The sequence below is a fragment of the Nocardia sp. NPDC019323 genome, from assembly GCF_044389845.1.
Classification (GTDB): domain Bacteria; phylum Actinomycetota; class Actinomycetes; order Mycobacteriales; family Mycobacteriaceae; genus Nocardia; species Nocardia implantans.
Map to the genome: position 1 here is coordinate 1,469,728 of NZ_JBIRYN010000001.1, position 24,453 is coordinate 1,494,180.

At 69.7% G+C, this 24,453-nt stretch carries 19 protein-coding genes and 1 tRNA gene; 9 read left to right on the forward strand and 11 right to left on the reverse strand.

Annotated features, from left to right (window positions below; all coding sequences use genetic code 11):
* Window positions 1-5 precede the first annotated feature (5 nt).
* Together ACH49X_RS07000 and ACH49X_RS07005 are read right to left on the reverse strand one after the other, a co-directional pair.
* Complete coding sequence (locus ACH49X_RS07000; protein ID WP_195081913.1) at window positions 6-1,331, reverse strand: deoxyribodipyrimidine photo-lyase; 1,326 nt, start codon at window positions 1,329-1,331, stop codon at window positions 6-8.
* Window positions 1,332-1,483: 152 nt separating this feature from the next.
* Window positions 1,484-2,107 (reverse strand): lipocalin family protein, encoded by a 624-nt coding sequence (locus ACH49X_RS07005; RefSeq protein WP_323124394.1) that lies wholly within the window; start codon window positions 2,105-2,107, stop codon window positions 1,484-1,486.
* A gap of 450 nt (window positions 2,108-2,557) precedes the next feature.
* Between ACH49X_RS07005 and ACH49X_RS07010 the strand changes: the two genes are divergently transcribed.
* On the forward strand, window positions 2,558-3,421 hold the full coding sequence (locus tag ACH49X_RS07010; protein WP_195081914.1) for a MerR family transcriptional regulator: 864 nt from the start codon (window positions 2,558-2,560) through the stop codon (window positions 3,419-3,421).
* A gap of 199 nt (window positions 3,422-3,620) precedes the next feature.
* On the opposite strand, the gene ACH49X_RS07015 is transcribed toward ACH49X_RS07010, so the two are convergent.
* Window positions 3,621-4,970, reverse strand: coding sequence for a TIGR01777 family oxidoreductase (locus tag ACH49X_RS07015; protein WP_357208349.1), 1,350 nt, complete (start codon window positions 4,968-4,970; stop codon window positions 3,621-3,623).
* Window positions 4,971-5,096: 126 nt separating this feature from the next.
* Between ACH49X_RS07015 and ACH49X_RS07020 the strand changes: the two genes are divergently transcribed.
* The gene (locus ACH49X_RS07020) at window positions 5,097-5,903 is read left to right on the forward strand and encodes a nuclear transport factor 2 family protein (RefSeq protein ID WP_357108173.1); all 807 of its coding nucleotides are present in this window, start codon (window positions 5,097-5,099) and stop codon (window positions 5,901-5,903) included.
* An 80-nt stretch (window positions 5,904-5,983) separates the two neighbouring features.
* On the opposite strand, the gene ACH49X_RS07025 is transcribed toward ACH49X_RS07020, so the two are convergent.
* The gene (locus ACH49X_RS07025; protein WP_357108170.1) at window positions 5,984-6,904 is read right to left on the reverse strand and encodes a sterol desaturase family protein; all 921 of its coding nucleotides are present in this window, start codon (window positions 6,902-6,904) and stop codon (window positions 5,984-5,986) included.
* 226 nt (window positions 6,905-7,130) lie between these two features.
* On the opposite strand from ACH49X_RS07025, the gene ACH49X_RS07030 reads away from it, so the two are divergent.
* Window positions 7,131-8,288, forward strand: a complete 1,158-nt coding sequence (locus ACH49X_RS07030) for a histidine kinase (RefSeq protein ID WP_357208352.1) — start codon at window positions 7,131-7,133, stop codon at window positions 8,286-8,288.
* Window positions 8,285-8,956: a response regulator transcription factor gene (locus ACH49X_RS07035; protein WP_357208355.1), complete on the forward strand. Its 672-nt coding sequence runs from the start codon at window positions 8,285-8,287 to the stop codon at window positions 8,954-8,956. Before ACH49X_RS07030 ends, ACH49X_RS07035 begins: the two co-directional genes overlap by 4 nt.
* 197 nt (window positions 8,957-9,153) lie before the next feature.
* On the opposite strand, the gene ACH49X_RS07040 is transcribed toward ACH49X_RS07035, so the two are convergent.
* Entirely contained in the window at window positions 9,154-9,960 is an 807-nt protein-coding gene (locus ACH49X_RS07040; protein WP_357208358.1) for a VOC family protein, read from the reverse strand.
* Between the two features lie 695 nt (window positions 9,961-10,655).
* Window positions 10,656-10,729: transfer RNA gene (locus ACH49X_RS07045), tRNA-Met, on the reverse strand.
* A gap of 536 nt (window positions 10,730-11,265) precedes the next feature.
* Here ACH49X_RS07045 and ACH49X_RS07050 point away from each other — a divergent pair.
* On the forward strand, window positions 11,266-11,811 hold the full coding sequence (locus ACH49X_RS07050; protein ID WP_195081921.1) for a transglycosylase family protein: 546 nt from the start codon (window positions 11,266-11,268) through the stop codon (window positions 11,809-11,811).
* A gap of 79 nt (window positions 11,812-11,890) precedes the next feature.
* On the opposite strand, the gene ACH49X_RS07055 is transcribed toward ACH49X_RS07050, so the two are convergent.
* Window positions 11,891-14,893, reverse strand: a complete 3,003-nt coding sequence (locus ACH49X_RS07055) for a UPF0182 family protein (RefSeq protein WP_357208360.1) — start codon at window positions 14,891-14,893, stop codon at window positions 11,891-11,893.
* Between the two features lie 210 nt (window positions 14,894-15,103).
* Here ACH49X_RS07055 and ACH49X_RS07060 point away from each other — a divergent pair, with 210 nt between their 5' ends.
* On the forward strand, window positions 15,104-15,685 hold the full coding sequence (locus tag ACH49X_RS07060) for a PPA1309 family protein (protein ID WP_195081923.1): 582 nt from the start codon (window positions 15,104-15,106) through the stop codon (window positions 15,683-15,685).
* Window positions 15,686-15,831: 146 nt separating this feature from the next.
* Here ACH49X_RS07060 and ACH49X_RS07065 read toward each other — a convergent pair whose 3' ends face one another.
* The gene (locus ACH49X_RS07065; protein ID WP_357108157.1) at window positions 15,832-16,857 is read right to left on the reverse strand and encodes a PDZ domain-containing protein; all 1,026 of its coding nucleotides are present in this window, start codon (window positions 16,855-16,857) and stop codon (window positions 15,832-15,834) included.
* Window positions 16,858-16,984: 127 nt separating this feature from the next.
* Here ACH49X_RS07065 and ACH49X_RS07070 point away from each other — a divergent pair, with 127 nt between their 5' ends.
* The 3 genes from ACH49X_RS07070 to ACH49X_RS07080 all read left to right on the forward strand — a co-directional run bounded on the left by ACH49X_RS07070 (window position 16,985) and on the right by ACH49X_RS07080 (window position 20,837).
* Window positions 16,985-18,397: a zinc-dependent metalloprotease gene (locus ACH49X_RS07070; RefSeq protein ID WP_195081925.1), complete on the forward strand. Its 1,413-nt coding sequence runs from the start codon at window positions 16,985-16,987 to the stop codon at window positions 18,395-18,397.
* 85 nt (window positions 18,398-18,482) lie between these two features.
* The gene (locus tag ACH49X_RS07075; protein WP_195081926.1) at window positions 18,483-19,358 is read left to right on the forward strand and encodes a hypothetical protein; all 876 of its coding nucleotides are present in this window, start codon (window positions 18,483-18,485) and stop codon (window positions 19,356-19,358) included.
* A gap of 135 nt (window positions 19,359-19,493) precedes the next feature.
* Window positions 19,494-20,837, forward strand: coding sequence for an AarF/ABC1/UbiB kinase family protein (locus ACH49X_RS07080; RefSeq protein WP_195081927.1), 1,344 nt, complete (start codon window positions 19,494-19,496; stop codon window positions 20,835-20,837).
* Between the two features lie 355 nt (window positions 20,838-21,192).
* Here ACH49X_RS07080 and ACH49X_RS07085 read toward each other — a convergent pair whose 3' ends face one another.
* The 3 genes from ACH49X_RS07085 to ACH49X_RS07095 all read right to left on the reverse strand — a co-directional run bounded on the left by ACH49X_RS07085 (window position 21,193) and on the right by ACH49X_RS07095 (window position 24,251).
* Window positions 21,193-21,516: a WhiB family transcriptional regulator gene (locus ACH49X_RS07085; protein WP_157106825.1), complete on the reverse strand. Its 324-nt coding sequence runs from the start codon at window positions 21,514-21,516 to the stop codon at window positions 21,193-21,195.
* 135 nt (window positions 21,517-21,651) lie between these two features.
* A complete protein-coding gene (locus ACH49X_RS07090; RefSeq protein WP_357113179.1) occupies window positions 21,652-21,990 on the reverse strand; it encodes a hypothetical protein in 339 nt (112 codons plus the stop codon).
* Between the two features lie 113 nt (window positions 21,991-22,103).
* Window positions 22,104-24,251 carry an ATP-dependent DNA helicase UvrD2 gene (locus tag ACH49X_RS07095; RefSeq protein ID WP_357208440.1) on the reverse strand — a complete coding sequence of 716 codons (2,148 nt, stop codon included), beginning with the start codon at window positions 24,249-24,251 and terminating at the stop codon, window positions 22,104-22,106.
* Between the last annotated feature and the right edge of the window lie 202 nt (window positions 24,252-24,453).

The window sequence follows — 24,453 nt, forward strand, 5'->3', positions numbered from 1 at the left end:
GGCCGTCACATCCCGGCGACGTCGATGATCGGCGCCGGATAGTCCGCCGGATCGACCTGTTCGCGCCACGGCCGGTGGACGCGCGCCCCGGGCAGATGCGCCAGCTCGGGGATCCAGCGCCGGACGTACGCGCCGTCCGGGTCGTAGCGCTGCGCCTGGCGCAGCGGATTGAGCACCCGGTTCGGCCTGGTGTCGGTGCCCGTGCCCGCGACCCACTGCCAGTTGAGCTGATTGTTCGCCAGATCGCCGTCCACCAGCCAGCGCAGGAAGTGCTGCGCGCCCACTCGCCAGTCGATCCGCAGCGACTTGGTCAGGAAGCTGGCCGTGATCAGGCGGGCCCGGTTGTGCATCCAGCCCTCCGCGCGCAGCTGCCGCATCCCCGCGTCCACGACCGGGTGCCCGGTGTGTCCCTCCCGCCAGGCGTCGACGGCCTGCTGGTCGTCGCGCCAGCGGATCGAGCGGGGGCGATAGTCCGACCAGGCCGCGGACGGGCGAGCGGCCAGCAACTGATGGTGGAAGTCGCGCCAGGCCAGCTGCCGGGCGAACGCGTGCCCGCCCTCGGTGGCCATGTCGACCCGGTGCGCCAGCTCCACCGGCGACACGCAACCGAAATGCAGATACGGCGACAGCCGCGAGGTGGCGTCGGCGGCGAGGTCGTCGTTGTCGCGCGCGTAGTGCTCGACCGGCCCGGACAGCCAGTCCCGCACGATCTTGCGGCCCGTCGTCTCACCGCCCACGGCCAGTCGAGGCGACGTCGGGCCCGCGCACAGTTCGGCCGCGTCCGGCAGCGGCAGGCCGGCCACCGGCGGCACCGTGAGGCGGCGCGGCCTACCGAGCGGCTCGCGCCGCGGCGCGTCGGACCAGCGCCGGAAATACGGGCCGAAGACCGCGAAGTGATCGCGCCCGGTGGCGGGCAGCAGGGTCGCCGGATCGGCGACGGTGACGGTGGCGGGATGGGTGTGCAGCAGGCAGCCGCGGCGGGAGAGAAGCTCACGCAGCGCGCGTTCGCGCCTGCGGCTGTAACCGCTGACGTCGGCGGCGACGTGCACGCTCTCGGCGCGCACCTGCGCCACCAGGCGATCGACCTCGGCGGCCACGTCGCCGCGGCGCAGGACCAGGGCGCCGCCGACGGCGCGCAATTCGTCGTCCAGTTCGGCGAGGGCGGCGGCGAGGAACCGGGCGCGGTTCGGCGCGGCGAAGCGGCCGGAGAGGATGGCGTCGTCGAGGACGAACAGCGGCACCACCGCGGCGCCCGCCCGGTGCGCGGCGGTCAGCACGGGATTGTCCCGCACCCGTAGATCGCGGGTGAACAACGCGATCGTGACGGTCATCGCGCACGCTTCCGCAGCACGGCCCGGATGGTCATCAGCAAGTCCTTTCGCCGGAACGTGCTCGGCGCCCGTGAGGGCCGCGCCGCGGCGGCATCGGGCGGCTCAGCCCTACCGTCTGCGACGCGTCCCTCGCGAGCGCCGAGCACGCCGGATCAGCTCGCGCAGAGCGGGACGATGCGCGACTCACCGCCCGTGGTCGGGGAGGTCAGATACAGGCACGGGTTCTGTCCTGCCGCGACGATCGCGGCGCGCACCTGCTGCCATGCGTCCGCGTCGAGCGACGCGGCGCGCGCGAGAACGAATCCGGATGTCCGGCTCGGGTCGGTGACCACCGCCCACGAATAGTCCGGGCCGAGCGCGGTGACGATGTAGTTGGTCGGCCCGTCCAGGCGGTCCTGGGTCGGCACGCCGGGGAAGCTGACGTGCAATTGCGCCCCGGTCTCCCGGTCGTTGACCACCGCGGTGCCGGTGATCTCGTTCCGCGTGTTCGACCACGTGGTGCAGGTGTTGCGCACCGCGATGTTGCCCTGCGGATCGAGCGCGTAGTTCGCCTGCGTGTCGCGCGCGCAGGCGAGATTGAAGTACTGCGGGACGGCGGCGAGCTGACGCCACGTGCCCAGGTACCGGTCCAGTTCCAGGCGCGGCACCGGCGCGGGCCCGGCGACCGCGCCCGGTTCACCGGAGGCGCCGCCCGCGGCCAGCGCCGTGACGGACAGCGCCGACACCACCCCGACGAGCAGGCGGGTCGACGTACGCAGCAGGTTGCGACGGTGCACGCTGACTCCTCGTAATCGGCGACGCTGACCACACTAGCATAAACGATGCATAATTGATGCATCCAGTCCTTCTGGAGGAACGATGACGCCGACAGCAGCGCCCCGTCTCGCGGGCACGGCCGGGCTCGGACGCCCGCGCCGCTGCGCCACGCCGCAGGCCGACAACCTCGGCGCACCGCAGCCACCCCGTCGGCCATCCACCGTTCTCCGGCGGCGCCGCGTCGGCGCGAGGACCGTTCTCCACCGAGAGTCGCCGGTCCTAGTCGCTGCGATGCTCGGATGCCGTCGCACCGGGGACGCCGCCGCACTCCACTGCCGTGAACCGCGGTGGCCGCCGCGCATTCGCGCGCAACGGCTCGCCGCGCGAGCGAGGGTGACGTGACGCCGCCGCCCGGGCCCACCGACCGGCCGGGTGGAACGGATCTCGTCGGCGGCGGGCAGAATGGGGCGATGCCCGCCGGTCCCGTCCCCGTGTCCGACGCGGCCGGATACACGGTGCGCGCGGTCGCCGAACGTCTCGGCATCCCGACCGCGACGCTGCGCAGCTGGAACCGCCGCTACGACATCGGCCCGCCGCAGCATCGCCCGGGGAAACACCGCTTGTACACCGAGGCCGACATCGCCATGCTCGAGCGGATGCTCACGCTGATCCGCACGGGCGCGAGCCCGGCGGGAGCGGCCGCCGCGGTGCGCGGGCCCGCACCCGCTCTCGGCCGCCGCGAAGCGCTGCTGGAGGCGGCCTTCGCGTTGGACACCACCGCGGTATCCGACCGGATCGAAGCGCACGTCCGCGCGTTCGGCGTGGTGGACACCTGGAATCTGTTGTGCCGTCCCGCTTTCGCCGACATCGTCGAGCGCCAGCTCAGCGGTGAGGGCTGCATCGATGTGGAGCACTTGCTGTCCTGGTGCGTGATCTCGGTGCTGCAGCGGACGAATCCGCCGTCGGCGCCCGCCGGGACTACGCCGGTGGTGCTCGCCTGCACCAGCGGAGAAACGCATTCGCTTCCGCTGGAGGTGCTGCGCGCCGCCCTCGCCGAACGCGGTGTGGGGGCGCGGATGCTCGGCGCCGACGTGCCCGCCGCCGCGCTCGCCGACACCCTGGCCCGATTCGACCGCCCCGCCGCCGTGCTGCTGTGGTCGCAGCAGGAGTCCACCGCGCTGACCTCCGCGGTGCGCGCCTGCCTCGGCGCGGGCGCACGCGTCCTGGTCGGCGGCCCCGGATGGGAGGCGGTCTTCCTCCCGGACGGCGTGGAACGCGTCGACAGTCTCCTCGACGCCGCGGATCTGCTCGCTGTGCGCGCGTCCGACGGATGACGCCGGGCCGAACGACCGCCGGACGTCTCGCTGCGACATCGTCGTCGCAAGTCGGCTCGATGGCCCATGCCCCAGCAACTCACGCGGACACAGCCGAATCCCGCCGATAGTTTCCGCCGGCTGTCCGGCTACGCCCGGCCGAATCCAGAGCGCCCCTTCGTCCAGCGCATCCGGCTTCCACCCCTGATCATCGCCGTGGTCAGTCCGCAGTCCTGCCGAGCAGATGCCGCAACGCCGGTTCCAAGGAAGGGGTACGGAACCGGTGACCGGCTGCGGTCAGCCGCGCGGGCACGACGCGCTGACAGGCGGACGCCACCTCCCGGTTGCCCTCCCGGCCCAGCAACAGCGCCGGACCGAAACCTGGAACCGGGAACAGCGCGGGCCTGCGCAGCACGCCCGCGAGGATCTCGGCGTATTCCGCGTTCCGGACAGGTTGCGGCGCAACGGCATTGACCGCCCCCGACAATCCGGTGTCCCAGAGCGCCCGATGGTAGACGTCGATCAGGTCATCGATCCCGATCCACGACAGCCACTGCCGACCGCTACCGATGCGCCCGCCGAGCCCGGCCGCGAACAACGGCCGCAACAACCGCAGCGTGCCCCCACGCGGGGACTGCACGATCCCGGTACGCACACGCACCACCCGCACCCCCGCTTCCGCCGCCGACGCCGTCGCCGCCTCCCACCCGTCGACCACGCCGGCGAGGAAGCCCGCACCGCGCGCCGACTGCTCGGTCAGCGCCTCGTCGCCCCGGTCGGCGCCGTAGTAGCCGATCGCGGAGGCACTCACGAACACCGGCACCCCCGCCGCGGCCGCTACCTCGGCGAGGCCGCGGGTTGGGCCGATCCGGCTGTCGGCGACGGCACGCTTGTGCCCCTCGGTGAACCGGCCGGCGATGGAGGCTCCGGCCAGATGCACCACCGCGTCCACCCCGTCGAGCAGGTCCGGCGCGGGATCGGCTGTGTCCCAGCGCCTTTCGTTCCCGGCGCGGGGCGGGTGCCGGACCAGCCGCAGCACGCGGTGCCCTCCGGTGGACAGGAACGCGGCCAGCGCCGAACCGACCATGCCGGACGCTCCGGTCACCGCGATGGTCTTGGACACGAAACCTTCCCGCGCCGCCCGCGCGTGCGCCGCGAGATCGTCGGCGAGCTGACGGTGGCGGTAGGCGAACATGGGCCGCAGCACCGCGGCGGGCACCGGCGCGTCCACCCGGTCCACCACCCGGGTGCGCGTCTCGTCGACGACCTCGAAATCGTGGGTGTGCCGCCACGGGAGCAGTCCGGCGGGCAGCGACCCGATGCCGTCGACGGTCACCGCGTCGACGAACCGGCGTGGCGGGTCGTACTCGCGGGAGTCGTGCCGCGCCACCCAGCGCAGCCCGCCGGGCAGTCCGAGCACCGCCCGCCCGTCGCAGAGCGAGTCCGCTTCCGCGCGCGGCGACACCGGTTGCCATGGCGGGGCAAGGCGAGTGAGAGCGCCGGGGCGCGCGTGCCAGGCGAACACCTCGGAGCGGGGTAGATCGATGACGCTCGCGTACTCGATACCCATGTCCCGACTGTAGTCCGAACCCGACTCGATGCAGCGTTCCCGCATCGTTTCTCGCCGTCGAGACGCCGGAATTAGAACTTGTTCTACCATTGGTCCAGACCTGATCACGTCGACGGAGGTTCCGCCATGCCGCTGGATCATTCGGGCGCAGCGCTGCTGACGGCCGTCGAAGCGTCGCCACGAGCGGTCGCGGCGCACGACAAGTCCGCGTGGGTCGGCCTGTTCGCCCCGGACGCGGAGGTCAACGACCCGGTGGGCTCCCGCCCGCACATCGGGCGCGCCGCCATCGAACGCTTCTACGACACCTTCATCGGGCCGAATACCATCGCGTTCCGGGTAGACCGCGACCTGGTCCATCCGCCGATGGTGGTGCGCGACCTGACCATCGTCACCACGATGTCGACCGGCGCCACCGTCTTCGTCCCGATGCATTTGCGCTACCGGCTCGTCGAGCAGGACGGCGTCTGGAAGATCGCCTACCTGGCCGCGCACTGGGAGCTGGCGGGCATGATCCGGCAACTGCTGCGCACCGGGCTACCCGGCATCGCCGCCGCGGTGAAGCTCGGGCCGCAACTGGTCGTCAATCAGGGCGTCGGCGGAGCACTGGGCATGCTGCGGGCGCTCGGCGGCGTGGGTGGTCGCGGAAAGCGGGCTACGACAAGGCTTTTCGCCGCCGCGGCGAGCACCGACCTGAGCCGTGTGCGCGAGCTGCTCGGGCAGCGGGCCGACATCGAACTGCCCGCGGGCACACCGGTGTCGGTGGAGGAATTCACGAATCGAGCTCGCAGCATGCGCTGGAGCAAGGTGATCGCGGCCGGGCGTACCGTCACGGCGAGTGTGCGGCTCGGCGCGGTATCCGGAGTGGCGGTCGTGGAGTTCGCTCAGGGCGGCGACGGCATCGCGAGTCTGCGGTTCTACCTCGATCCCGCCTGATCCGGGCTGAGGTCACCTGCGGCACGCGCTCGGCACGCCGGAGCCGGACGGCTCGCACCGCCCGGCTCCACAGCGGTCGATCAGGACGCGAGCTGCACGGCTGTGACGCGCTCCTCGGGCGACGGCTCCGCCACCGCGGCGGGCGTCGCGGGGTGCTCGGTCCAGCCGGGCGGGCCGAAGATGTACCCGAGCCGCCCGCGCCAGGTGCTCGCGCCGCGCACGTCGCGGATCAGCGCCGCGAGTTCGTGGTAGTTGACCTTCAGCGGATTGTCGGTGCCGATGTTCTTGGTCAGGCCGTAGCGAACCGGTTCGGACTCGGCGGCGAAGCTGCCGAACATGCGGTCCCAGATGATGAGGATGCCGCCGTAGTTCTTGTCGATGTAGGGCTTGTTCGAGCCGTGGTGCACACGGTGGTGCGAGGGGGTGTTGAACAGGAACTCGATCGGGCGCGGCAGCGTCTTGACCCGCTGGGTGTGAATCGGGAACTGGTAGAGCAGCCCGATGCCTTGCAGCAGGAAGATCATCCAGGCCGGGAAACCGAGCAGCGCGGCGGGCACCCACGCCAGGCCGCGCAGGATGTTCGGAACCGGATGCAGCCAGGAGAGGCGGATCGCGGTGGAGAGGTTGAAGTGCTCGCTGGAGTGGTGCACGTTGTGCGCGGTCCACATCAGCCGCACCCGGTGATCGGCGCGGTGGGCCCAGTAGTAGCACAGATCCGTCACGATCAGGCCGAGCACCCAGACCCACCACGATCGCGGCGACAGGTGCAGCGGCGTGACCGCCGCGGCGACGACCACCGCCGAGAACGGCACCACGTACTGCATCAGCGGCTTGGTCAACCGGCCCAACGTGAACGTCGCCACGTTGGAGGCGGTGTCGCGGGCCGAACCTCCGTTGCCGGATCGGTCGGGATCACGCCGGTAGGCGATCCACTCGACCAGCATGAGCACCGCGAATGCTGGTATGGCATAGCTCAGCAACTCGAACTCCACACGGCCCATGGGTACTCCTTCGTCGTCTGCCGTCGGCCTCCGACGCTACGGGCTCGTGCCTGGGAAAACATCGCGCCGCCGAGGGACTTCGCGTCCCCCGCGCGGGGGACGCGGGCGCGCAGGCGCACCGGCAGAGTTGTCGACCGTGCGTCGTCTTCCGGGGAGGTTCCGATCATTAGGATCACCCTCAGGACGGGCACCGGAACCAGACGGAGGCGGTGACGAACTGTTGGACGTGAGCAGGTCGCTGGCGCGTCAGTCGGTGGTCGTCGCCGTGGTGGCCGCCGCCATCGACGCGGTGGTGCTCGGCCTGTGCGGCGTGTTCGCGGTGGCGCCGTGGCAGACGGTCGCCGCCATCATCGCGATCGTCGCCGCCGATCTCGCCTTGGCCGCGCCGCCCCGCACGGCGGGCGTGGTCGCGGTCGTGCAGGTGCTGGTGCGCCTGCTGGCCGCGCTGCTGCTGTACCGGCACGGATTCCCGGTGCGATTCGCCGACGTCGGGTTCCTGGTGGCCGGATACCGCGCGGGAGCATGGCTCGCCGGGCCGACTTCCGTGCTCACCATGCTGCTGCTGTGCGCGGGAGTCGCCGGGGCGCACCTGCGCACCGACAGCGCCGCGGCGCACGACTGGAGGATATTGCTCGCCACGACCGTCTCCGCCGGTTGCGTGCCCTGGCTGGTCGGCCGCTATACGGCGGCGCGCGGCTCCTACATCGCCGATCTGGAGCAGCGCGCCCGGTTGCGGCAGCAGGAGCACCGGACGGCCGTGGAGCGCGCGGTCACCGAGGAACGGGCGGCCATCGCCCGCGACCTGCACGATGTGATCTCCCATCACGTCAGCGCGATCGGCATCCACGCCGGTGCGGCGCGGCTGGCGCTCGGCGGCACGGCGAACGCGGCCGCCGCCCGATCGCTGTCCGCGGTGGAGTCCAGCAGCAGGGCCGCGATGGTGGATCTGCGCCGCCAGCTCGACCTGCTGCACGGCCGCGAGGACGAGGGGCAGCGCCAGCCCGGCCTCGCCGACATCGACGGGTTGATCGAGCACGTCCGCGCCGCCGGGTTGGACGTCGAGACGAACCTGCGCGGCGAGGCGGTGGAACTGCCGGATTCGCTGAACATCACCCTGTACCGGATCGTGCAGGAGATGCTGACCAACGCGCTGCGGCACGGGGACGGCACGCACGCGCGCCTGGAGGTGGAGTACCTGCCGAAGCGGGTCGTGCTGCGCGCGACCAACCCCCTCGCTCCCGGACCGGTCACCACCGGCACCTCGGTGCCGCGCGGCCTCAACGGCATCCGCCGCCGCGCGGAGTTGTTCGACGGCGAAGTGGACTACGGCCGCGACGCCACGCACTGGCAGACCACCGTGTCGGTGCCGATCGGAGGATCGTGAACCCGCCCATCCGCGTCCTGATCGCCGACGACCACAGTGTGTTCCGCTCCGGCCTGCGCGCCGTCGTAGACAGCCAGCCGGACCTGGATTGCGTCGCCGAGGTGAGCGACGGCCGCGCCGCGATCAGCGAGACCGCCCTGCTGCGCCCGGACGTCGCGATCCTCGACGTGCGGATGCCGAAGCTGGACGGTCTCGCCGCCACCGCCGCGATCGTCGCCGCGGGCGGCACCCACGTCCTTGTGCTCACCACCTACGACAGCGACGCCAACCTGTATCGCGCCCTGCAAGCGGGCGCGAGCGGGTTCCTGCTGAAAAGCCTGCCGCCGGAAGAACTGGTCACGGCCATCCGGATCGCGGCGCGCGGCGACGCGCTGATCGACCCCTCGATGACCCGCCGCCTGGTCTCCCGCTTCGCGAACACGCTCGCACCGCCGCGCACCCCGCCGGAGGTCCAGCAGCTCACCGCCCGCGAACTCGAGGTGCTGCTGCTGCTCGCCGACGCGCGCAGCAATGCCGAGATCGCCGCGCAGCTCGGCGTCGGCGAGGAGACGGTGAAGACCCACGTCTCCCGTATCCTCGCCAAACTCGGCGTCCGCGATCGCATCCACGCCGTGGTCTACGCCCATCAGCACGGCCTGGTGTCGCCGGGATCGGCGCGCTCCGACTGACCCGGGTATACCGGCCGTCGCCCGGACCTCGACCAATCGCCGCACCCGTCGGCACGAGCGTCGTGCACGAGTCGTGTCGACCGGGCCCTACGCTCTCTCGCCGCGAGCCGCGGAGCCCGTCGACACCCCCGCCGAAACCACGATTGCCGCGGCGGCGACAACCGAGCGCGGCGGCTCGGGTGTGGCCGCCGGACGACTCACGCGCCGGTCGGCGGCTCCCCGACGGTCCTGGTCGGATCGATGACGCCGAACACCTCGCCCTGCGGCCCCTGGACGATGCCCATGCGGCCGAAGGGGCTGTCGTCTGGCCCGGTCATGACGGTGGCGCCCAGATCGCGCGCTTTGGCCAGCGCGTCGTCGGTGTCGCCGACCTGGAACCAGGCCAGCCAATAGGACGGATTGTCGCCCGGCATCTTCGTCGAATCGTTGATGCCGCCGACGGCGTCGCCGTCGGGCGCCAGGCTGAAGGTGGAGTAGACGAAGTTCTCGCCGTCGCCGATCTCGGTGTAGTGCCAGCCGAACACCTCGGCGTAGAACTGCTGAGCCTGCTTGTAGTCGCTGGTGTGCAGCTCGTTCCAGCAGTAGGCGCCGTGCTCGTTGTAGATCCCCGCGCCGCTGTGGGCCTTGGCCTCCCAGATGCCGAAGACCGCGCCGGTGGGGTCGGCGCCGACGACCATGCGGCCGACATCGAGCACGTCGAACGGTTGCATCATCAGCGAGCCGCCCGCGACGTTCACCTTCTCCGCGATGGCGTCGGCGCTGTCGGCGGCGAGGTAGGTGGTCCACACCGACGGCATCGGCATGCCTTCCGGCTTGGGCCCGATGCCCGCGGCCGCCCGGCCGTTGCGCATCGCCATCAGATAACCCCCCGCCTCGGGCGGGCTGTCTTGAATGTCCCAGCCGAAGAGTTCGCCGTAGAACTCGCGGGCGCGTGCCGGGTCGTCGACCTGGCAGTCGACCCAGCACGGTGTTCCCTGCGGCCAGCTTCCGTCATGAGTGGGCATTGCGGGTGCCTCCTGATACGGGTTGCCGATGTCCGGCCGAGACAGCCGGCACACGGCTAGTCAACCATCAGCATTCCGTTGGAGTGGGCGATTCGGCCGAGCACTCCGGTCCAGTTCGCGAGCCTGGAAACCCAGGCGAAAGACCCCCTACACAGATCAGTCCCCGGTAGTCTTCGTCGTTCCGTGAGCCTCAGTCGTCGCTGACGGCTCCGGTCTTCGACTGGCTTGCCGGGGGCCTAGCCGGATCCCGTATCGGTGTCTTCACTGCCTGCCGACGTCTCAGCTGACAGTGCGCTCACCGACCGTTGTTCCGGTGTAATGACCAGTTTCCTCCACATTTTCTGCTAGTCAAGAGGTCGGCGGGGCCAATTCTCCGGCGGAGAGCGGGCGCCACCCACGGCAGCGCGGACATCCTTCAGCACAGCGGATCGCGCCGTGCGCGCTCGGCATCCCAACCGAGAGCGCGGGACAGGTACGCCATCTCGCCTACCAATGCCGCCCTGTTCGCCGGCCGTCCCGTCGGAGGCTTCACGGCATGCCTTCCCCCTTCGGGTTCGACGCAGGGGACGCGTCCGAGCACCCCGCCGCAACCACCCCGCCATCGACACCGGATCCGCCGCCGCCGAGACAAGACGACGCACTTCCAGATCAAACGCAAAACGGCCCCGGAACCAGTGTTCCGGGGCCGTTCCTAGTAGCGGGGACAGGATTTGAACCTGCGACCTCTGGGTTATGAGCCCAGCGAGCTACCGAGCTGCTCCACCCCGCGTCGGTGAACACAACATTACACACGGGTTCGCGAAGTCTGCAAATCGCCAGCTCAGGGACGGTTTCGAGGAGTTGAACAGACCACGCGACATCCCCCGCGGCCCCGTCTCCGAGCCGGAAAGGCCCTGCGGCAATCCGATGGCGGCGATATTCCCCGCCACGGCACCGCGCCCACAAGATTCACCACTGAATACCCACTTCAAACGTGACCTATTTCACCATATCGTGGTGATCTCACTCACATAACGATGCGATAACTTCACCAGGATTCAGCGTGTTGACAGCGTTTCCCAGCTGGTAAAACACCGATATTCGGGTTATTCGCTTCATGCAATTCCGGCGTTATCAAGATGTGATCTGCTGAGAATTCTTCGTTACCGTCACTCCACGGCCCGGATCATCCGAGACGGGCTCGAACTCGAACCGCCGAACACCGGTGACCCTGTCCCGCGGTTCGAGGATCCCCGACGACCTGGGGACAGGGGCACGGCAAAAGCTTCGATCGCCGTGCCGGCGGGCGCAGGGAGGGAAACGACCATGACCGAGAACCGGAAGATCAGCACCCGCGCCATCGGCTTCGCCGCCATCACCGGCGCTCTTGTTGCCGTCCCGTTCGCATTCTCCACCGCTTCCGCCTCTGCGGCCACCCACGATTGGGACGGCGTCGCGCAGTGCGAGAGCGGTGGCAACTGGGGGATCAACACCGGAAACGGCTACTACGGTGGCCTGCAGTTCTCGCAGAGCACCTGGGCCGCCAACGGCGGCCGGGGCTCGGCCCACACCGCCAGCAAGGAAGAGCAGATCCGCGTGGCGGAGAACGTGCTCGCCACCCAGGGCCCCGGCGCGTGGCCGACGTGCGGCAAGTACCTGCGTCCCGGCACCTCCGAGCCCGAGCCGCTGGTCCGGGCCGAGGAACTTCCCACCGTGCCCGAGCCCGCCCAGCCCGCCGTGAGCGCCGCGCAGTCCCTGGTCGAGCAGGCCCAGTCCGCCGCAAGCGAGCTGGCCGAGCAGTACGGCTTCAAGGGTCAGGTCGAGCAGATCCTGAGCCAGAACAGCGCGCTGATCGACTCCCTCGGTCGCTGACGCGTTCCGCGCCGAACGAAAGACGCCGCCATCGCGATGATGGCGGCGTCTTTCGTTGTGCCCGTGGAAACGGCGCTACTCAGCGACCGGCGTCCTGGTAGGCCTTGACGGCGGCTTCCAGCTCGTCCAGCGCCCGGCCGAAGTCCTGGAAATTCCCGCTGCGCATGGCATTTCGCACATTCTCGATCTTGCGGTTGAGTTCGGCCGCGGCGGCGTCCTTTGCGGCGGACGAGCCCGTCGCCGGCGGCTGCGCCGAGGCGGGCGGCGGCGTCGAGGCGTTACTCGTCCCGTTGTTGCCCTGCTCGGCGGGCGCCGGAGTGGTGCCGGACTTGGGCCTGGTGCCGGAGTCGCCGCCGAACGGCGTCGCCAGCGCGCCCGCGCCGGGGATCACCTGGTTCAGCGCGTCCGCCAAGGTCGAGGCGTAGCCCACCTTGACGTTGCCCGCCTCGTCCCGATAGCTCACCAGCACCCGCAGCAACTGCGGGAAGGTCGCGGTGTTCGGGCCGGTGTTGCGCTCGTTGTAGAACGGCTCCACATAGAGAATGCCGCCGTCGGCGACCGGCAGGGTCAGCAGATTGCCATATTTGATCTTGTTCGAATTGGACAGCAGCGTTTTCTCCCGCGACACCTCCGGCGATGTCGTCATCCGGTTCTGTGTCTGCTGCGGACCCAATGTCTGTGTGTCCGTTGGCAATCGAAGGATCGTGAATTTACCGTAGCCGTCCGGGTCGGAACGCACCGAGATATAGGCCGCGAGATAGGGCCGGTTGTAGCCGGTCATCGCGCTGGTCAAATTGAACGTGGGCTTGTTCGTTTTCGGATCGCCCAGCAGCACGTAATACGGCGGCTGGTTGGCGGTGGTCCCGCCCTCGGTGGTCGGGTCGGCGGGAACCGACCAGAAAGCGTTGTTGGTGAAGAACTCTCGCGGATCGTCCACGTGATACTTCGACAGCATCTCGCGCTGAACCTTGAACAGATCCTCCGGATAGCGGAAGTGCGCCCGCAGTTCCGGCGAGATCTCGCTCTCCGGCTTCACCGCGCCGGGGAACACCCCGCGCCAGGCCTTCAGCACCGGATCCGACGAGTCGACCTCGTAGAGGGTGACGCTGCCGTCGTACGCGTCGACCGTCGCCTTGACCGAGTTGCGGATGTAGCTGACCGCCTTGCGGGGCAGCAGCCGCCCGGTCTTCTTGTCGATGCTGTCCTCCAGCGCGCCCTCCAGCGAGGTGGTCTGCGCGTAGGGGTAGTTGTCCAGCGTGGTGTAGGCGTCCACGATCCAGACGATCCGTCCGCCGACCACCGCGGGGTAGGCGTTGCCGTCGGTGGTCAGCCAGGGCGCGACCTTCTGCACCCGCTCGCGCGGGCTGCGGTTGAAGATGATCTTCGAGTCGTCGCCGATGGCCGAGGAGAACAGGATGTTGCGCTCGGCGTACTTGGCCGCGAAGGCCAGGCGATTGAACCAGTTGCCGATCGGTACGCCGCCCTTGCCGGTGTAGGTGTACTGCGCGGTGTCGGAGTCGTACTCACGCGGACGCTGACCGTCCATCGCGCCGACGATCGCGTAGTCCGGGTTGGCCTGCGAGATCAGTTCGCCGAAGTAGACGCGCGGCTGGTCCACCTTGATCTGCTGCTTGTCCGCGGGGGTGAACAGGTCGCTCACCATGAAGATCGGATAGCCGCCGTCGCCGCTGCCACCCGCGGCGTTCGGATCGTCCGACGGCGGCTTGTTCACCCGGTTGGCCGGCGCGGCGACGAAGCCGTTGCCGTGGGTGTACACCGTGTGCCGGTTGATCCAGTCGGTCTGGTTGCCACTCAACGCCGCGGGCGAGAGCTCCCGAGCGGCGACGATGTAGTCCTGCACGTCACCGTCGAGGTTGTAGCGGTCGATGTCCAGCGACTCCGGGAAGCCGTAGAAGTTCTTCAGCTGGCGCAGCTGGGTGAAGGTGGGCGAGAGGATGTTCGGGTCCAGCAGCCTGGCGTTGCCGATGGTCGCGGCGTCCACCGGCACCTCGAGCGGGCTCTTGCTGCTCTCGCCCTTGTAGTCCTTGTAATCGATCCTGTCGTCGGTGATGCCGAACGCCTGCCTGGTCGCGGCGATGTTGCGTTCGATGTACTCGCTCTCCTTGTCCGCGGCGTTCGGACGCACCGAGAACTGCTCGACCACCAGCGGCCACACCGCGCCGACCAGGATCGAGGACAGCACCAGCAGGGCGGCGGCCATCGCCGGCACCCGCAGATCGCGCAGCACGATGCCGGCGAAGAACGCCAGCGCGCAGATCACCGCGATGGACAGCAGGATCAGCTTGGCGGGCAGCACCGCGTTGATGTCGGTGTACGAACCGCCGGTGAAGGTGGGTTCCTTGCGGCTGCTGGAGAGCAATTCGTACCGGTCGAACCAGTAGGCGATGGCCTTGAGCAGGACGAACAACCCGGCCAGCAGGGCGAGCTGGATGCGCGCCGGGCGGGTGAGCGTGCCCTCGCGGCCGCTCAGGCGCAGCCCGCCGAAGACGTAGTGGGTGACCAGGCTGGCGAAGAACGCGATGACCACCGCGACGAAAAGCCAGTTCAGCACCATGCGGTAGAAGGGCAGGTCGAAGGCGTAGAAGCCGACGTCGAGGCCGAACTCCGGGTCCTTCTCGCCGAACGATCCGCCGTTGAGGAACAGCTGCACCGTCACCCAGTTCGACTGCGCCACCAGGCCCGACAGCAGGCCGAGCAGCACCGGGATGCCGACGCCGAACAGCCGCAGCCTGCTCATCACGGTGGTGCGGTAGCGCGCGATCGGATCGTTCGGGCCCGCCACCGGCACGAACACCGGCCTGGAGCGGTAGGCCAGCAGCAGCGCCAGCCAGACCACCAGTCCGACGAAGGCCGCCACCACGAGGAATAGCAGCACCCGGGTCCGCAGCACCGTGAGATACACGTTGCGGAAGCCGACCTCGCCGAACCACAGCCAATTCGTGTAGGCGTCCGTCAACCGCGGCCCGAGCAGCAGCAGCGCCGCGAGCACGATGGCCGCCACCAGCAGCACACGGCTGCGTCGGGACAGCGAAGGTAAGCCGGTGGGGGGCCGCATGCCCACGATGCCACTCTCCAAGGTCCGGCGACGCTCGCACCGAGAGGCCCGGCCGATGCGCCGCAGTCCGATGTTGCGGGTGGTCCTTCCGGACCGTCCCGGCCCACTCTACGGAAATCGGACACCATGCAGCTGGCAGGGTTGCGCTTGCCGCGCCGGGGAACCGTTCGCCCGGGTTTGCGGCTGCGCTCACCGGCGGTTTGATTGGATGTTCGGGTGACCCCAGACCTGCACGCCGAACTCGTCCTCGCCCGATCCGTCCGGGAGGTGGCGGAATTCGTCGACGCCGAGGGGTGGGGCCGTCCCCCGCAGATGTTCGCCTTGGTGCCGACCGCGGACCTGGTCGCGGCGCAGCCGGAACTGGAGGAGCAACTCGACGAGGGCGGCGAGCTGACGCCGGTCGCCCAAGAGGCGTTCCCGGACGACATCACCGGCGGCTCGATCGCCTTGGACGAATTCCTGGCCACCACCAGCTGGCCGCCCGCCGTCCGCGGTTGCGTGCTGGTGCAGGAGATCGTAGTGCTCCCGCCGGACGCCGAGTCGACGCTCGACGACGCGCTCGCCCCGCTGCTGGCCGACCACGAAGCCGCCGACGCGGCCGCGCGCGCCGCCGCCGAAGCCCACCCGGAACGCAGGGAGGCCAGGTTGTTCGCCGCGGTGCTGCGCGACGGCGCGTCGCTGTGCCTGTTGCAGCTGCGCCCCGAGGACGACGCGGACGATTTCGGCGACCTCGACCTGCGCACCTACCCGAACCTGGCGCCGAATCTGGTCGAGGCACTGCACCACACGCTCGAATGAACTACCGGCCTCGCAGACCACGGCACGACGCCGCTGCATCACGCGCAGACAACGCGGGTCGTTCGCCTGCGCGGGGATCACGCCGTGGCCGCGGTGAGCGCCCGGGCAGATGCGCGCGGCTTCCGGTGCGGATCACCGCTCCGGCGTCACCCGCAGCTGACCGGTTCTTTGCCGGTGTTGATCTCGTTGAGCGACTGCACCGCGCCGGTGAGGTTCTCGATGCGCACCAGCCGCAGGCCGTCGGGAGTCCGCTGCCTGGCCTCGTCGCAGTTGGCCGCGGGAACCAGGAAGGTCTCCGCGCCCGCCTCCCGCGCGGCCATCATCTTGTATTGGATACCGCCGATCGGCCCGACCTTGCCGTCTTGATCGATGGTCCCGGTACCCGCGACGAACTTGCCGCCGTCCAGTTCGCCGGGGGTGAGCTTGTCGATCAGGGCGAGGCTGAACATCAGGCCCGCCGACGGACCTCCGATGTCGGCGAGGTTGAACGCGACCTCGAGCGGCGGCCGCGCGCCTTCGCCCGGCGTCACGCCCAGGTAGCCCTTGGCCGGGTCGTCGGGGCGGGCGCCGAGCACGATCGTCGCGGTCTGCTCGGCGTTGTCGCGGCGGAACACCACGGTCAGCGTGCTGCCCGGCGCCTGGGATCCGACCGCGGTGACGACGTCCTTGGGCGTCGTCACCGGCGTGCCGTTGATGCTGATCAGTTCGTCACCGGCGCGCAGCGCGTCGCGAGCGGGCCCGTCGTCGGCCACCTTGCGCAGCAGCACGACCGTGGGCAGGTTCAGATAGTGCAGGGCGGCGACCTCGGCGTTGCCCTCGGAGTCCTTGAAGTCCTCCTGGTTGGACTTGTCGATCTCCTCGCGCGAGACGCCGGGCGGGTAGACCTCCGAGCGCGGCACCAGGCCGTGCTTGCCGCTGGCCCAGAAGCCGAACGCCTCGAAGATGCTCAGCCCGTCGCGCACCGACACCGTGGTCATGTTGAGATGGCCCGTGGTCGGATCGACCTCGGTGCCTCGCACGTCGACGACGTCCTTGCCGTCCACCGTGCCGAGGGTGTTGAAGGTGGGGCCGGGCCCGAGTGCGACGTACGGCACAGTCAGCACACTGCCTACGACACCGAGCACGAGGACCGGGATCAGGGCGGCCACCAGGGTGAGGATCCGACGATTCACCTGGACCACAGTAGTGACAGCCCGCGGCGCGAGTGGCCGGAGGCGGTCGTTTCGGCCCGCCGCGCCGCCGCCGATTTCGCGCCGCGCGAACAGAGGGATGCTGTGCTACACGCGTAACGTAAAGAACATGAACGACCTCCCCTTCGGATTCTCCAACCGCGACGACGACGATCGCAAGCGCGGTGACGAGCCGAGCGGTCCCGGCCCGAACGACCCGTTCGGTTTCGGTATCGGTGGGTCCGGCGCGGGCGGATTCGACCCGGCGCAACTCGGCCAGATGCTGACCTCGCTCGGCCAGATGCTCAGTGGCATGGGGCAACCGGGCTCGGCGCAGGCCGGGCCGGTGAATTACGACGTCGCCAAGCGGCTGGCCCGCCAGCAGCTCGGCTCGTCCGTCGCCCCGGTGAGTTCGGGCGCCGCGAGCGCGGTGGCCGACGCCGCGCACCTCGCCGAACTCTGGCTCGACAGCGCGACCACCCTGCCCGCGGGCGCCGCCAAGACGGTCGCGTGGACCGCCAACGACTGGATCGAGCAGACCCTGTCCACCTGGCAGCGGTTGTGCGACCCGGTCGCCGAGCAGATCTCGGGCATGTGGACCGCGGCGCTGCCGGAGGAGGCCAGACAGTTCGCCGCGCCGATGGTCGGCATGCTGGGCCAGATGGGCGGCTTGGCCTTCGGATCGCAACTCGGCCAGGCGCTCGGCCAGCTCGCCAAAGAAGTGCTGACCTCCACCGATATCGGTCTGCCGCTCGGCCCCACCGGCACCGCGGCGCTGCTGCCCGCGGCGATCTCGGAGTTCAGCGCCGGGCTGGAGCAGCCGGAGAGCGAGATCCTGGTCTTCCTCGCCGCGCGTGAGGCCGCCCACCAGCGGCTGTTCGCGCACGTGCCGTGGCTGCGTCAGCAGGTGCTCGGCGCGGTCGAGGACTACGCGCGCGGCATCCGCATGGACTTCTCCGCGATGGAGCAAGCCGCGCAGAACATCGATCCGATGTCGCTGACCGATCCGGCGAAGCTCGAGGAGATCCTGGCCCAGGGCACCTTCGAGCCGCAGACCACACCCGAGCAGAAGCAGGCGCTCGAGCGACTGGAAACGCTGCTGGCGCTCATCGAGGGCTGGGTTCAGGTCGTCGTCGCCGACGCCGTTGGCGACCGCCTGCCCGGCGCGGGAGCGCTGGCGGAGACGCTGCGCAGGCGGCGCGCCACCGGCGGGCCCGCGGAACAGACCTTCGCGACGCTGGTCGGGCTGGAGTTGCGTCCACGCAAGCTGCGCGAGGCGGCGGCGCTGTGGCGCAGGCTCACCAGCGACGCGGGCATGACCGCCCGCGACCGCGTGTGGGCGCACCCGGACCTGCTGCCGGATTCCGACGACCTGGACTCCCCCGCCGGTTTCATCGACTCGGTCATCGGCGGCGCCGCCACCGTCTTCGACGACCCGCTGGCGCAATTGGCCGAAACCGAGGCTCGCGAGCGCGCCGCCCGCGAGGGCAAGGACGACGACAGCGGGGCCGACCAGGGCGAAGAGGGCGGCGCATCGTCCTGATCCGGGTTGTGGATGACGCGAAATCCTGTGGATAACCGAGGATTTCGGCACCGGTAGCACATCGCGCGATCCGCATACTGATGACATGACAACGATGTGTCGCGGTCCGCGATTGCGCCCGAGGGTGACCGTCCTGGTCCGCCCGACCGGTGTCGTCCAGCTCGGGTGCGATCCGGAGACCGCGGTGGTGCTCGATCCGGACGGCATGGACGCCGAGACCGTCGTCGCTTTCCTGCGTCTGCTCGACGGTCTGCGCACCAAACCGCAGATCATCTGGCGTGCCGGAGAATGCGGCATCGATGCCGAACGCGCCGTGGCATTGCTCACGCTGGTCGACGAAGCCGGACTGCTCGACCACCCCGAGGAGCGGGCCGGGCATGTGCGAACGGTGCGGGTGCACGGTCTCGGCCCGCTGTCGGACGCGGTGTCGGCCGGTTTGCGGGCGCTCGGTATGCGGCCGAGCCGTTCCCGGGACTACCCGTCCGGTCCGGCGACGGTGCGGTCCTGGGGAGCGGATCTCGTAGTGCTAGCCGACACGCTGATGCCCGATCCCCGTCTGGTGAGCGACCTGGTCCTGCACCGGATACCGCATCTTCAGCTGCGCATCCGAGACAGCAAGGGCGTCGTCGGCCCGCTGGTGCTCCCGGGCGTCACCAGCTGCCTGCGCTGCGCCGACCTGATCCGCGCGCACAACGACACCGACTGGCCCCACCTCGCCGCCCAACTCCTCGGCCGCGTCGGCCACGCCTCCCCCGCCGGAATAGCCGCCACCACGGCAATCGCCCTGGCCGAACTAGAGACGATCATCGACTGCTCACCCCGGCGAGCCCCCGCCACCTTGAACGCGACCCTCGAACTGGACCTGGATTCCCACACCCTCGACCGCCGCGGATGGGACCGCCACCCCGCCTGCGGGTGCGCACACGTTTCGGCCGAACATGACGCCGGAATCCGGAGGTGATCGAAGATCGGCGTGGTTGGGCCCCCTCACCCCGCACCCGGATCTACGCACGTTTCCGCAGGACACGGCACCCGAATCCGGGCGTGATCAAGATTGCCGTGGCCGACCGGCCGGTCCTTCCGCCATGATGGGTACGTGTCTGAGATCGTGCGCCGTCGCTCGTCCCGCAACGCCAAGTTGGCCAAGATTCCGCTCGGCATAGCCGGACGGGCGGCCGTGGGGTTCGGCAAGAAGCTCGCCGGAGGCGACAGGTCCGAGATCAACGCGCAGCTCAATCAGAAGGCCGCCGAGCAGCTGTTCACAGTGCTCGGCGAGCTCAAGGGCGGCGCGATGAAGTTCGGGCAGGCGCTCAGCGTGATGGAGGCCGCGGTCCCCGAGGAGTTCGGCGAGCACTACCGCGAGGCGCTCACCAAGCTGCAGGCCGCCGCGCCGCCGATGCCGGCCGCGACCGTGCACCGCGTGCTCGACCAGCAGCTCGGCACCCAGTGGCGCACCCGCTTCCGTGAGTTCGACGACACTCCGGCCGCGTCGGCCAGCATCGGGCAGGTGCACCGGGCGGTGTGGTCGGACGGCCGCACCGTCGCGGTGAAGGTGCAGTACCCCGGCGCCGACGAGGCGCTGCGCGCGGACCTGAAGACACTGAACCGCATGTCCGGTCTGGTCGCTTCGGTGATCCCCGGCGCGGATGTGAAACCGATCCTCGCCGAGATCACCGAACGCACCGAAGAAGAGCTGGACTACCGCAACGAAGCGGCCAACCAGCGCGCTTTCGCCAAGGGCTTCGACGGGCACGGTGAGATCGTCGTGCCGAAGGTGGTGGCGAGCGCGCCGAAGGTGATCGTCACCGAATGGCTCGACGGCGTCCCCGTCTCCACGATCATCAAGCAGGGCGCCGAGGATCCGGAGGGCACCCGCGCGTTGCGCAATCGCGTCGCGGGGCTGATGGGGCGGTTCCACTTCTCCTCCCCCGAGGTCGTCGGACTCCTGCACGCCGACCCGCACCCGGGCAATTTCATGATGCTGCCCGACGGCAAGCTGGCGGTCATCGATTTCGGCGCCTGCGCGCCGATGCCGGACGGTTTCCCTCCGGTGCTGGGCCGAATGCTGGCCCTCGCGGTCGAGGAACGCTTCGCCGAACTCACCGAGCTGCTCTACGACCACGGCTGGGTGATTCCCGGCCGAGTGGTCACCCACCAGGAGATCGCCGACTACCTGCGGCCGTTCACCGACCCGATCCAGGCCGACTCGTTCCACTTCACCCGCAGGTGGATGCAGCGGGTGGCGGGCAAGGCTTCGGAAATCTCCAGCCCCGAGATGAAAACCGCACGCGCACTGCAACTCCCGGCGCAATACGTGATGATCTTCCGCGTACTCGGCGGCTCCGTCGGCATCCTGGCGCAACTCGACGCCGAACTGCCGTTCATGCAACTGGTCCGCACCTGGATGCCCGGCTTCACCGAGGAACGCACAGCCTCCTGAGCCGAATCCCCACCACTCGGTCGAAGCGGCAGCCCCCGCGTTGAATCGCGCACTCAGGCCGCTCCCGACCCCGGCGGGTGCGAGTCTTACGAGCGCCGTTCGCGGCCCGTCTCGCGTCCGAGTGACCGAAGCGCATGCGACGCAGTCGCGAGTCTCGGTCGCTCGGACGCGAGACTTCCCGGGGCCGCGAACACGCAGCGCCGCAGGCGCTGCAAAACCAACACCAACACAGCAGACCAGCCGCCCACCATTATGCGGTGGGCGGCTGTTCCGCTTTCTCGTTCGTTGGCTCGGCCCGTGCCGGTACCGACCGAATCGAGCACATCGACCGGAGGGAGGGAAGTCACTCCCCGGCTCATGCCGGGACCGCGACCTTGCGCGGACGACCGCGGGGACGCTTGCGGGCGATCACGACACCCTGGTCGAAGATCTCACCGCCCCAAACACCCCATGGCTCACGACGATCCATGGCGGCGCTCAGGCAGCCTTTGCGGATCGGGCAGGTCGCGCACAGCGCCTTGGCCTGCTCCAGCTGGACCGGGCTCTCGGCGAACCAGAGGTCCGGGTCTCCAGCACGGCAGGGCAGGACCTTGGTGATCTCCTGGGTCCGAGTAGTCGACGCCACGGTTCGGCATGTCACGTCAGTAGTGGCCTGCGGCCAACCCTGTGCGGTGAACACGTCGTTCTCCTTCAGCTCGTTTGCAGCGGTTCGTTTGTTGTGGCGAAACCGGTGCCGGTGGCTGAAGGGCCGGAGAATACTGGCCACGGTTTCGCTGTCGTGCGATCCGTGGCCAGGAGGTCGGGGAGGAGTTCCCTACCTAGGTCGACATCTGTGTCGAGTCCTGTTCACGGTCGCTGGGTGTGCGGTGCGGAGGCGTGCTGCCCGCGGGGCCGCCGGATCGAAGCCGGCTTCATCCGCGAAGACACCGACTGCTGCCTCGGCAGCCATCGGGCGCCAGCCCACGCTGGGCTTGTCCTGGATGTGGGTACGCAGCGACGCATGCATGGCAGCGCAATTCACTCGCGTGCCGGACGTGCCGAACGCACCGATTCCGGACAGACCGATCCCCTGCAAGGCGAGGATCCCCCGGGAGGCCGCCATGGGCGCATAGACCGCAACGCCACTGGCGCCGAAGTTCATGATGTTGTCCACTGCTCTGCCTCCCTCCTGTACTCGTTGTGTGTCGGTAACTGTGCGCGCCGAGATGCCCTCCCGGTGCGTGAAATACACCATAGGCAAGATCGCCGAGCGGGACAACCTATTTTCTACCTGCGGTTTTGTGATGTGGATCGAAGCCGGGACGCGACGATGGCGAGCACCTCGGCGCCGAACTGATCGATCTTCTTGGCGCCGATGCCCGCGATCGCGGCCAGCGCGGCGTCGTCGGCGGGCAGTTGTTCGGCGATCGCGGTGAGCGTGGTGTCGGTGAACACGACGAATTCGCGCACCCGCAGCGCCTCCGCCTTCTCCGCGCGCCAGTCCCGCAGTGCCGCAAGCAATTCCGGGTCCAGTTCGGCCGGACAGCGACGGCACCGGCCGAGCATGGTCGCGTAGGTGCCGATCAGCGGTTTCGCGCAGACCCGGCAGGTCGGGCGGACGCCGTTGGGCGCCGACGGCGGCGCCGCGATGCGCGAGGCAGGTGAATCGTCCGGAACCAGGCCGTTGAGGAATCGCGAACGCCGCCTGGTGCGCCTGCCGCCTTCGTTCCTGGCCAGCGCCCAGGACAACCGCAGATGTTCGCGTGCCCTGGTGACGCCGACGTAGAGCAGCCGCCGCTCCTCCTCCAGCGCCGCTTCGTCGGCGACCGAACCGTCATCGGCGAGAACGTGCGCGATCGGCATGGTGCCGTCGGACAGACCGACGAGGAACACCGCGTCCCACTCCAAGCCCTTGGCGGCGTGCAGGGAGGCCAGGGTGACACCCTGCACCGTGGGTGGGTGCCTGGCCTCGGCGCGGGCCGCGAGTTCGCGCAGCAGTCCGGTGAGGTCGAGCCGCTCGTCGTGGCCGACCAGTTCCTCGGTCAGCCGCACCAGCGCGACCAGCGAGGTCCAGCGTTCGCGCGCCTGGGCGCCCGCGGGCTCGGTGGCGGTCAGGCCCAGCGGGGCGAGCGCCGCGCGGACCAGCGCGACCAGGGAGCTGCCGCTGCGTGCCTGATCGGGCAAGTCTTCGCGGGCGGCGACCTGCCGCAGCGCGTGCACAGCCTGCCTGACCTCCGCGCGCGCGAAGAAACCCTCGCCGCCGCGCACCTGGTACGGGATGCCGCGCTCGGTGAGCGCCTGCTCGTAGCTCTCCGAGTGGGCGTTGATCCGATAGAGCACGGCGATCTCCGCCGCCGGTGTGCCCGCCGCGATCAACCGGCCGATCGCCTCGGCCACCGCCGCCGCCTCGGCGGGCACGTCGTCGTATTCGGCGAACGCGGGCTCGGGTCCGTCGGCGCGCTGGCCGATCAGTTGCAGCCTGGTGCCCGCGATACGCCCGCGCGCCGACCCGATCACCCGATTGGCCAGCGACACCACCTGCGGAGTCGAGCGATAGTCGCGTTCCAGCCGGACCACGGTGGCGTCGGGGAAGCGCCGGGAGAAGTCCAGCAGATAGCTCGGCGTGGCTCCGGTGAACGAATAGATGGTCTGGTTGGCGTCGCCGACGACGGTCAGGTCGTCGCGGTCGCCGAGCCAGGCGTCGAGCACGCGCTGTTGCAGCGGGGTGACGTCCTGGTATTCGTCCACGACGAAGCTGCGGTAGCGGCCGCGGAACTCGTCGGCCACCGCCGGATAGTCCTCCAGCGCGGCGGCCGTATGCAGCAGCAGGTCGTCGAAATCCAGCAGCAACCCGTCCGGTGTCGCCTTCAGCTTCTCGTAGCCCGCGTAGACGTCCGCGACCCGCAATGCGTCGTAGGGCGTCTCGCGCCGCTGCTTCGCGACCGCCGCCGTGTAATCCTCCGGCGCGATGAGCGAGGCCTTCGCCCACTCGATTTCGCTCAGCAGGTCGCGCACGCTGTCGGTGGCCGTGGACAGCCCGGCCCGGTGCGCGGCCTGCGCGACGATCGGGAACTTGGCATCGATCAGCCGCCACGGCACATCGCCGACGATCTGCGGCCAGAAGTACTTCAGCTGCCGCAGCGCCGCAGCGTGGAACGTCCGCGCCTGCACCTGGGTCGCTTCGCCGCCGAGACCGAGCGCGCGCAACCGGGTGCGCAGTTCGCCCGCGGCGCGCGCGGTGAACGTCACCGCGAGCACCTGATCGGCCTTGACGTGCCCCTGTGCGATCAGATGCGCGATGCGATAGGTGATGGTCCTGGTCTTGCCGGTGCCCGCGCCCGCGAGCACGCACACCGGGCCGCGCGGCGCCCGCACGGCGGCGGCCTGCTCGGGATCGAGGTCGGCGAGGTCGAGAGCGGGCACGCGGTCCATCATGACAGCGCCCACCGACAAGCCGCCGGTCGCCATGGCGGGCGCCACGCGCCGGTGGGTCGGCCGCACAGTAGGGAAGGCGCCGGGGTGCCGAAACCGCCCAGCGCAGTCCATGCCGCAGTAGCCCGAACGGTGGTGCGGCCCGTCGGCGAAACCTTGGATGTTCCATGCGGACGCTCGAGCAGTGTTCGGTGGTGTACCCAGG

What these genes read in the sequence shown, in the direction of transcription:
- ACH49X_RS07070 (WP_195081925.1), top strand. Translation starts at nt 16,985, where the DNA reads ATGAACGACCTCCCCTTCGGATTCTCCAACCGCGACGACGACGATCGC.
- ACH49X_RS07015 (WP_357208349.1), bottom strand. Translation starts at nt 4,970, where the DNA reads ATGGGTATCGAGTACGCGAGCGTCATCGATCTACCCCGCTCCGAGGTG.
- ACH49X_RS07050 (WP_195081921.1), top strand. Translation starts at nt 11,266, where the DNA reads ATGACCGAGAACCGGAAGATCAGCACCCGCGCCATCGGCTTCGCCGCC.
- ACH49X_RS07040 (WP_357208358.1), bottom strand. Translation starts at nt 9,960, where the DNA reads ATGCCCACTCATGACGGAAGCTGGCCGCAGGGAACACCGTGCTGGGTC.
- ACH49X_RS07010 (WP_195081914.1), top strand. Translation starts at nt 2,558, where the DNA reads ATGCCCGCCGGTCCCGTCCCCGTGTCCGACGCGGCCGGATACACGGTG.
- ACH49X_RS07000 (WP_195081913.1), bottom strand. Translation starts at nt 1,331, where the DNA reads ATGACCGTCACGATCGCGTTGTTCACCCGCGATCTACGGGTGCGGGAC.
- ACH49X_RS07025 (WP_357108170.1), bottom strand. Translation starts at nt 6,904, where the DNA reads ATGGGCCGTGTGGAGTTCGAGTTGCTGAGCTATGCCATACCAGCATTC.
- ACH49X_RS07095 (WP_357208440.1), bottom strand. Translation starts at nt 24,251, where the DNA reads ATGATGGACCGCGTGCCCGCTCTCGACCTCGCCGACCTCGATCCCGAG.
- ACH49X_RS07020 (WP_357108173.1), top strand. Translation starts at nt 5,097, where the DNA reads ATGCCGCTGGATCATTCGGGCGCAGCGCTGCTGACGGCCGTCGAAGCG.
- ACH49X_RS07075 (WP_195081926.1), top strand. Translation starts at nt 18,483, where the DNA reads ATGACAACGATGTGTCGCGGTCCGCGATTGCGCCCGAGGGTGACCGTC.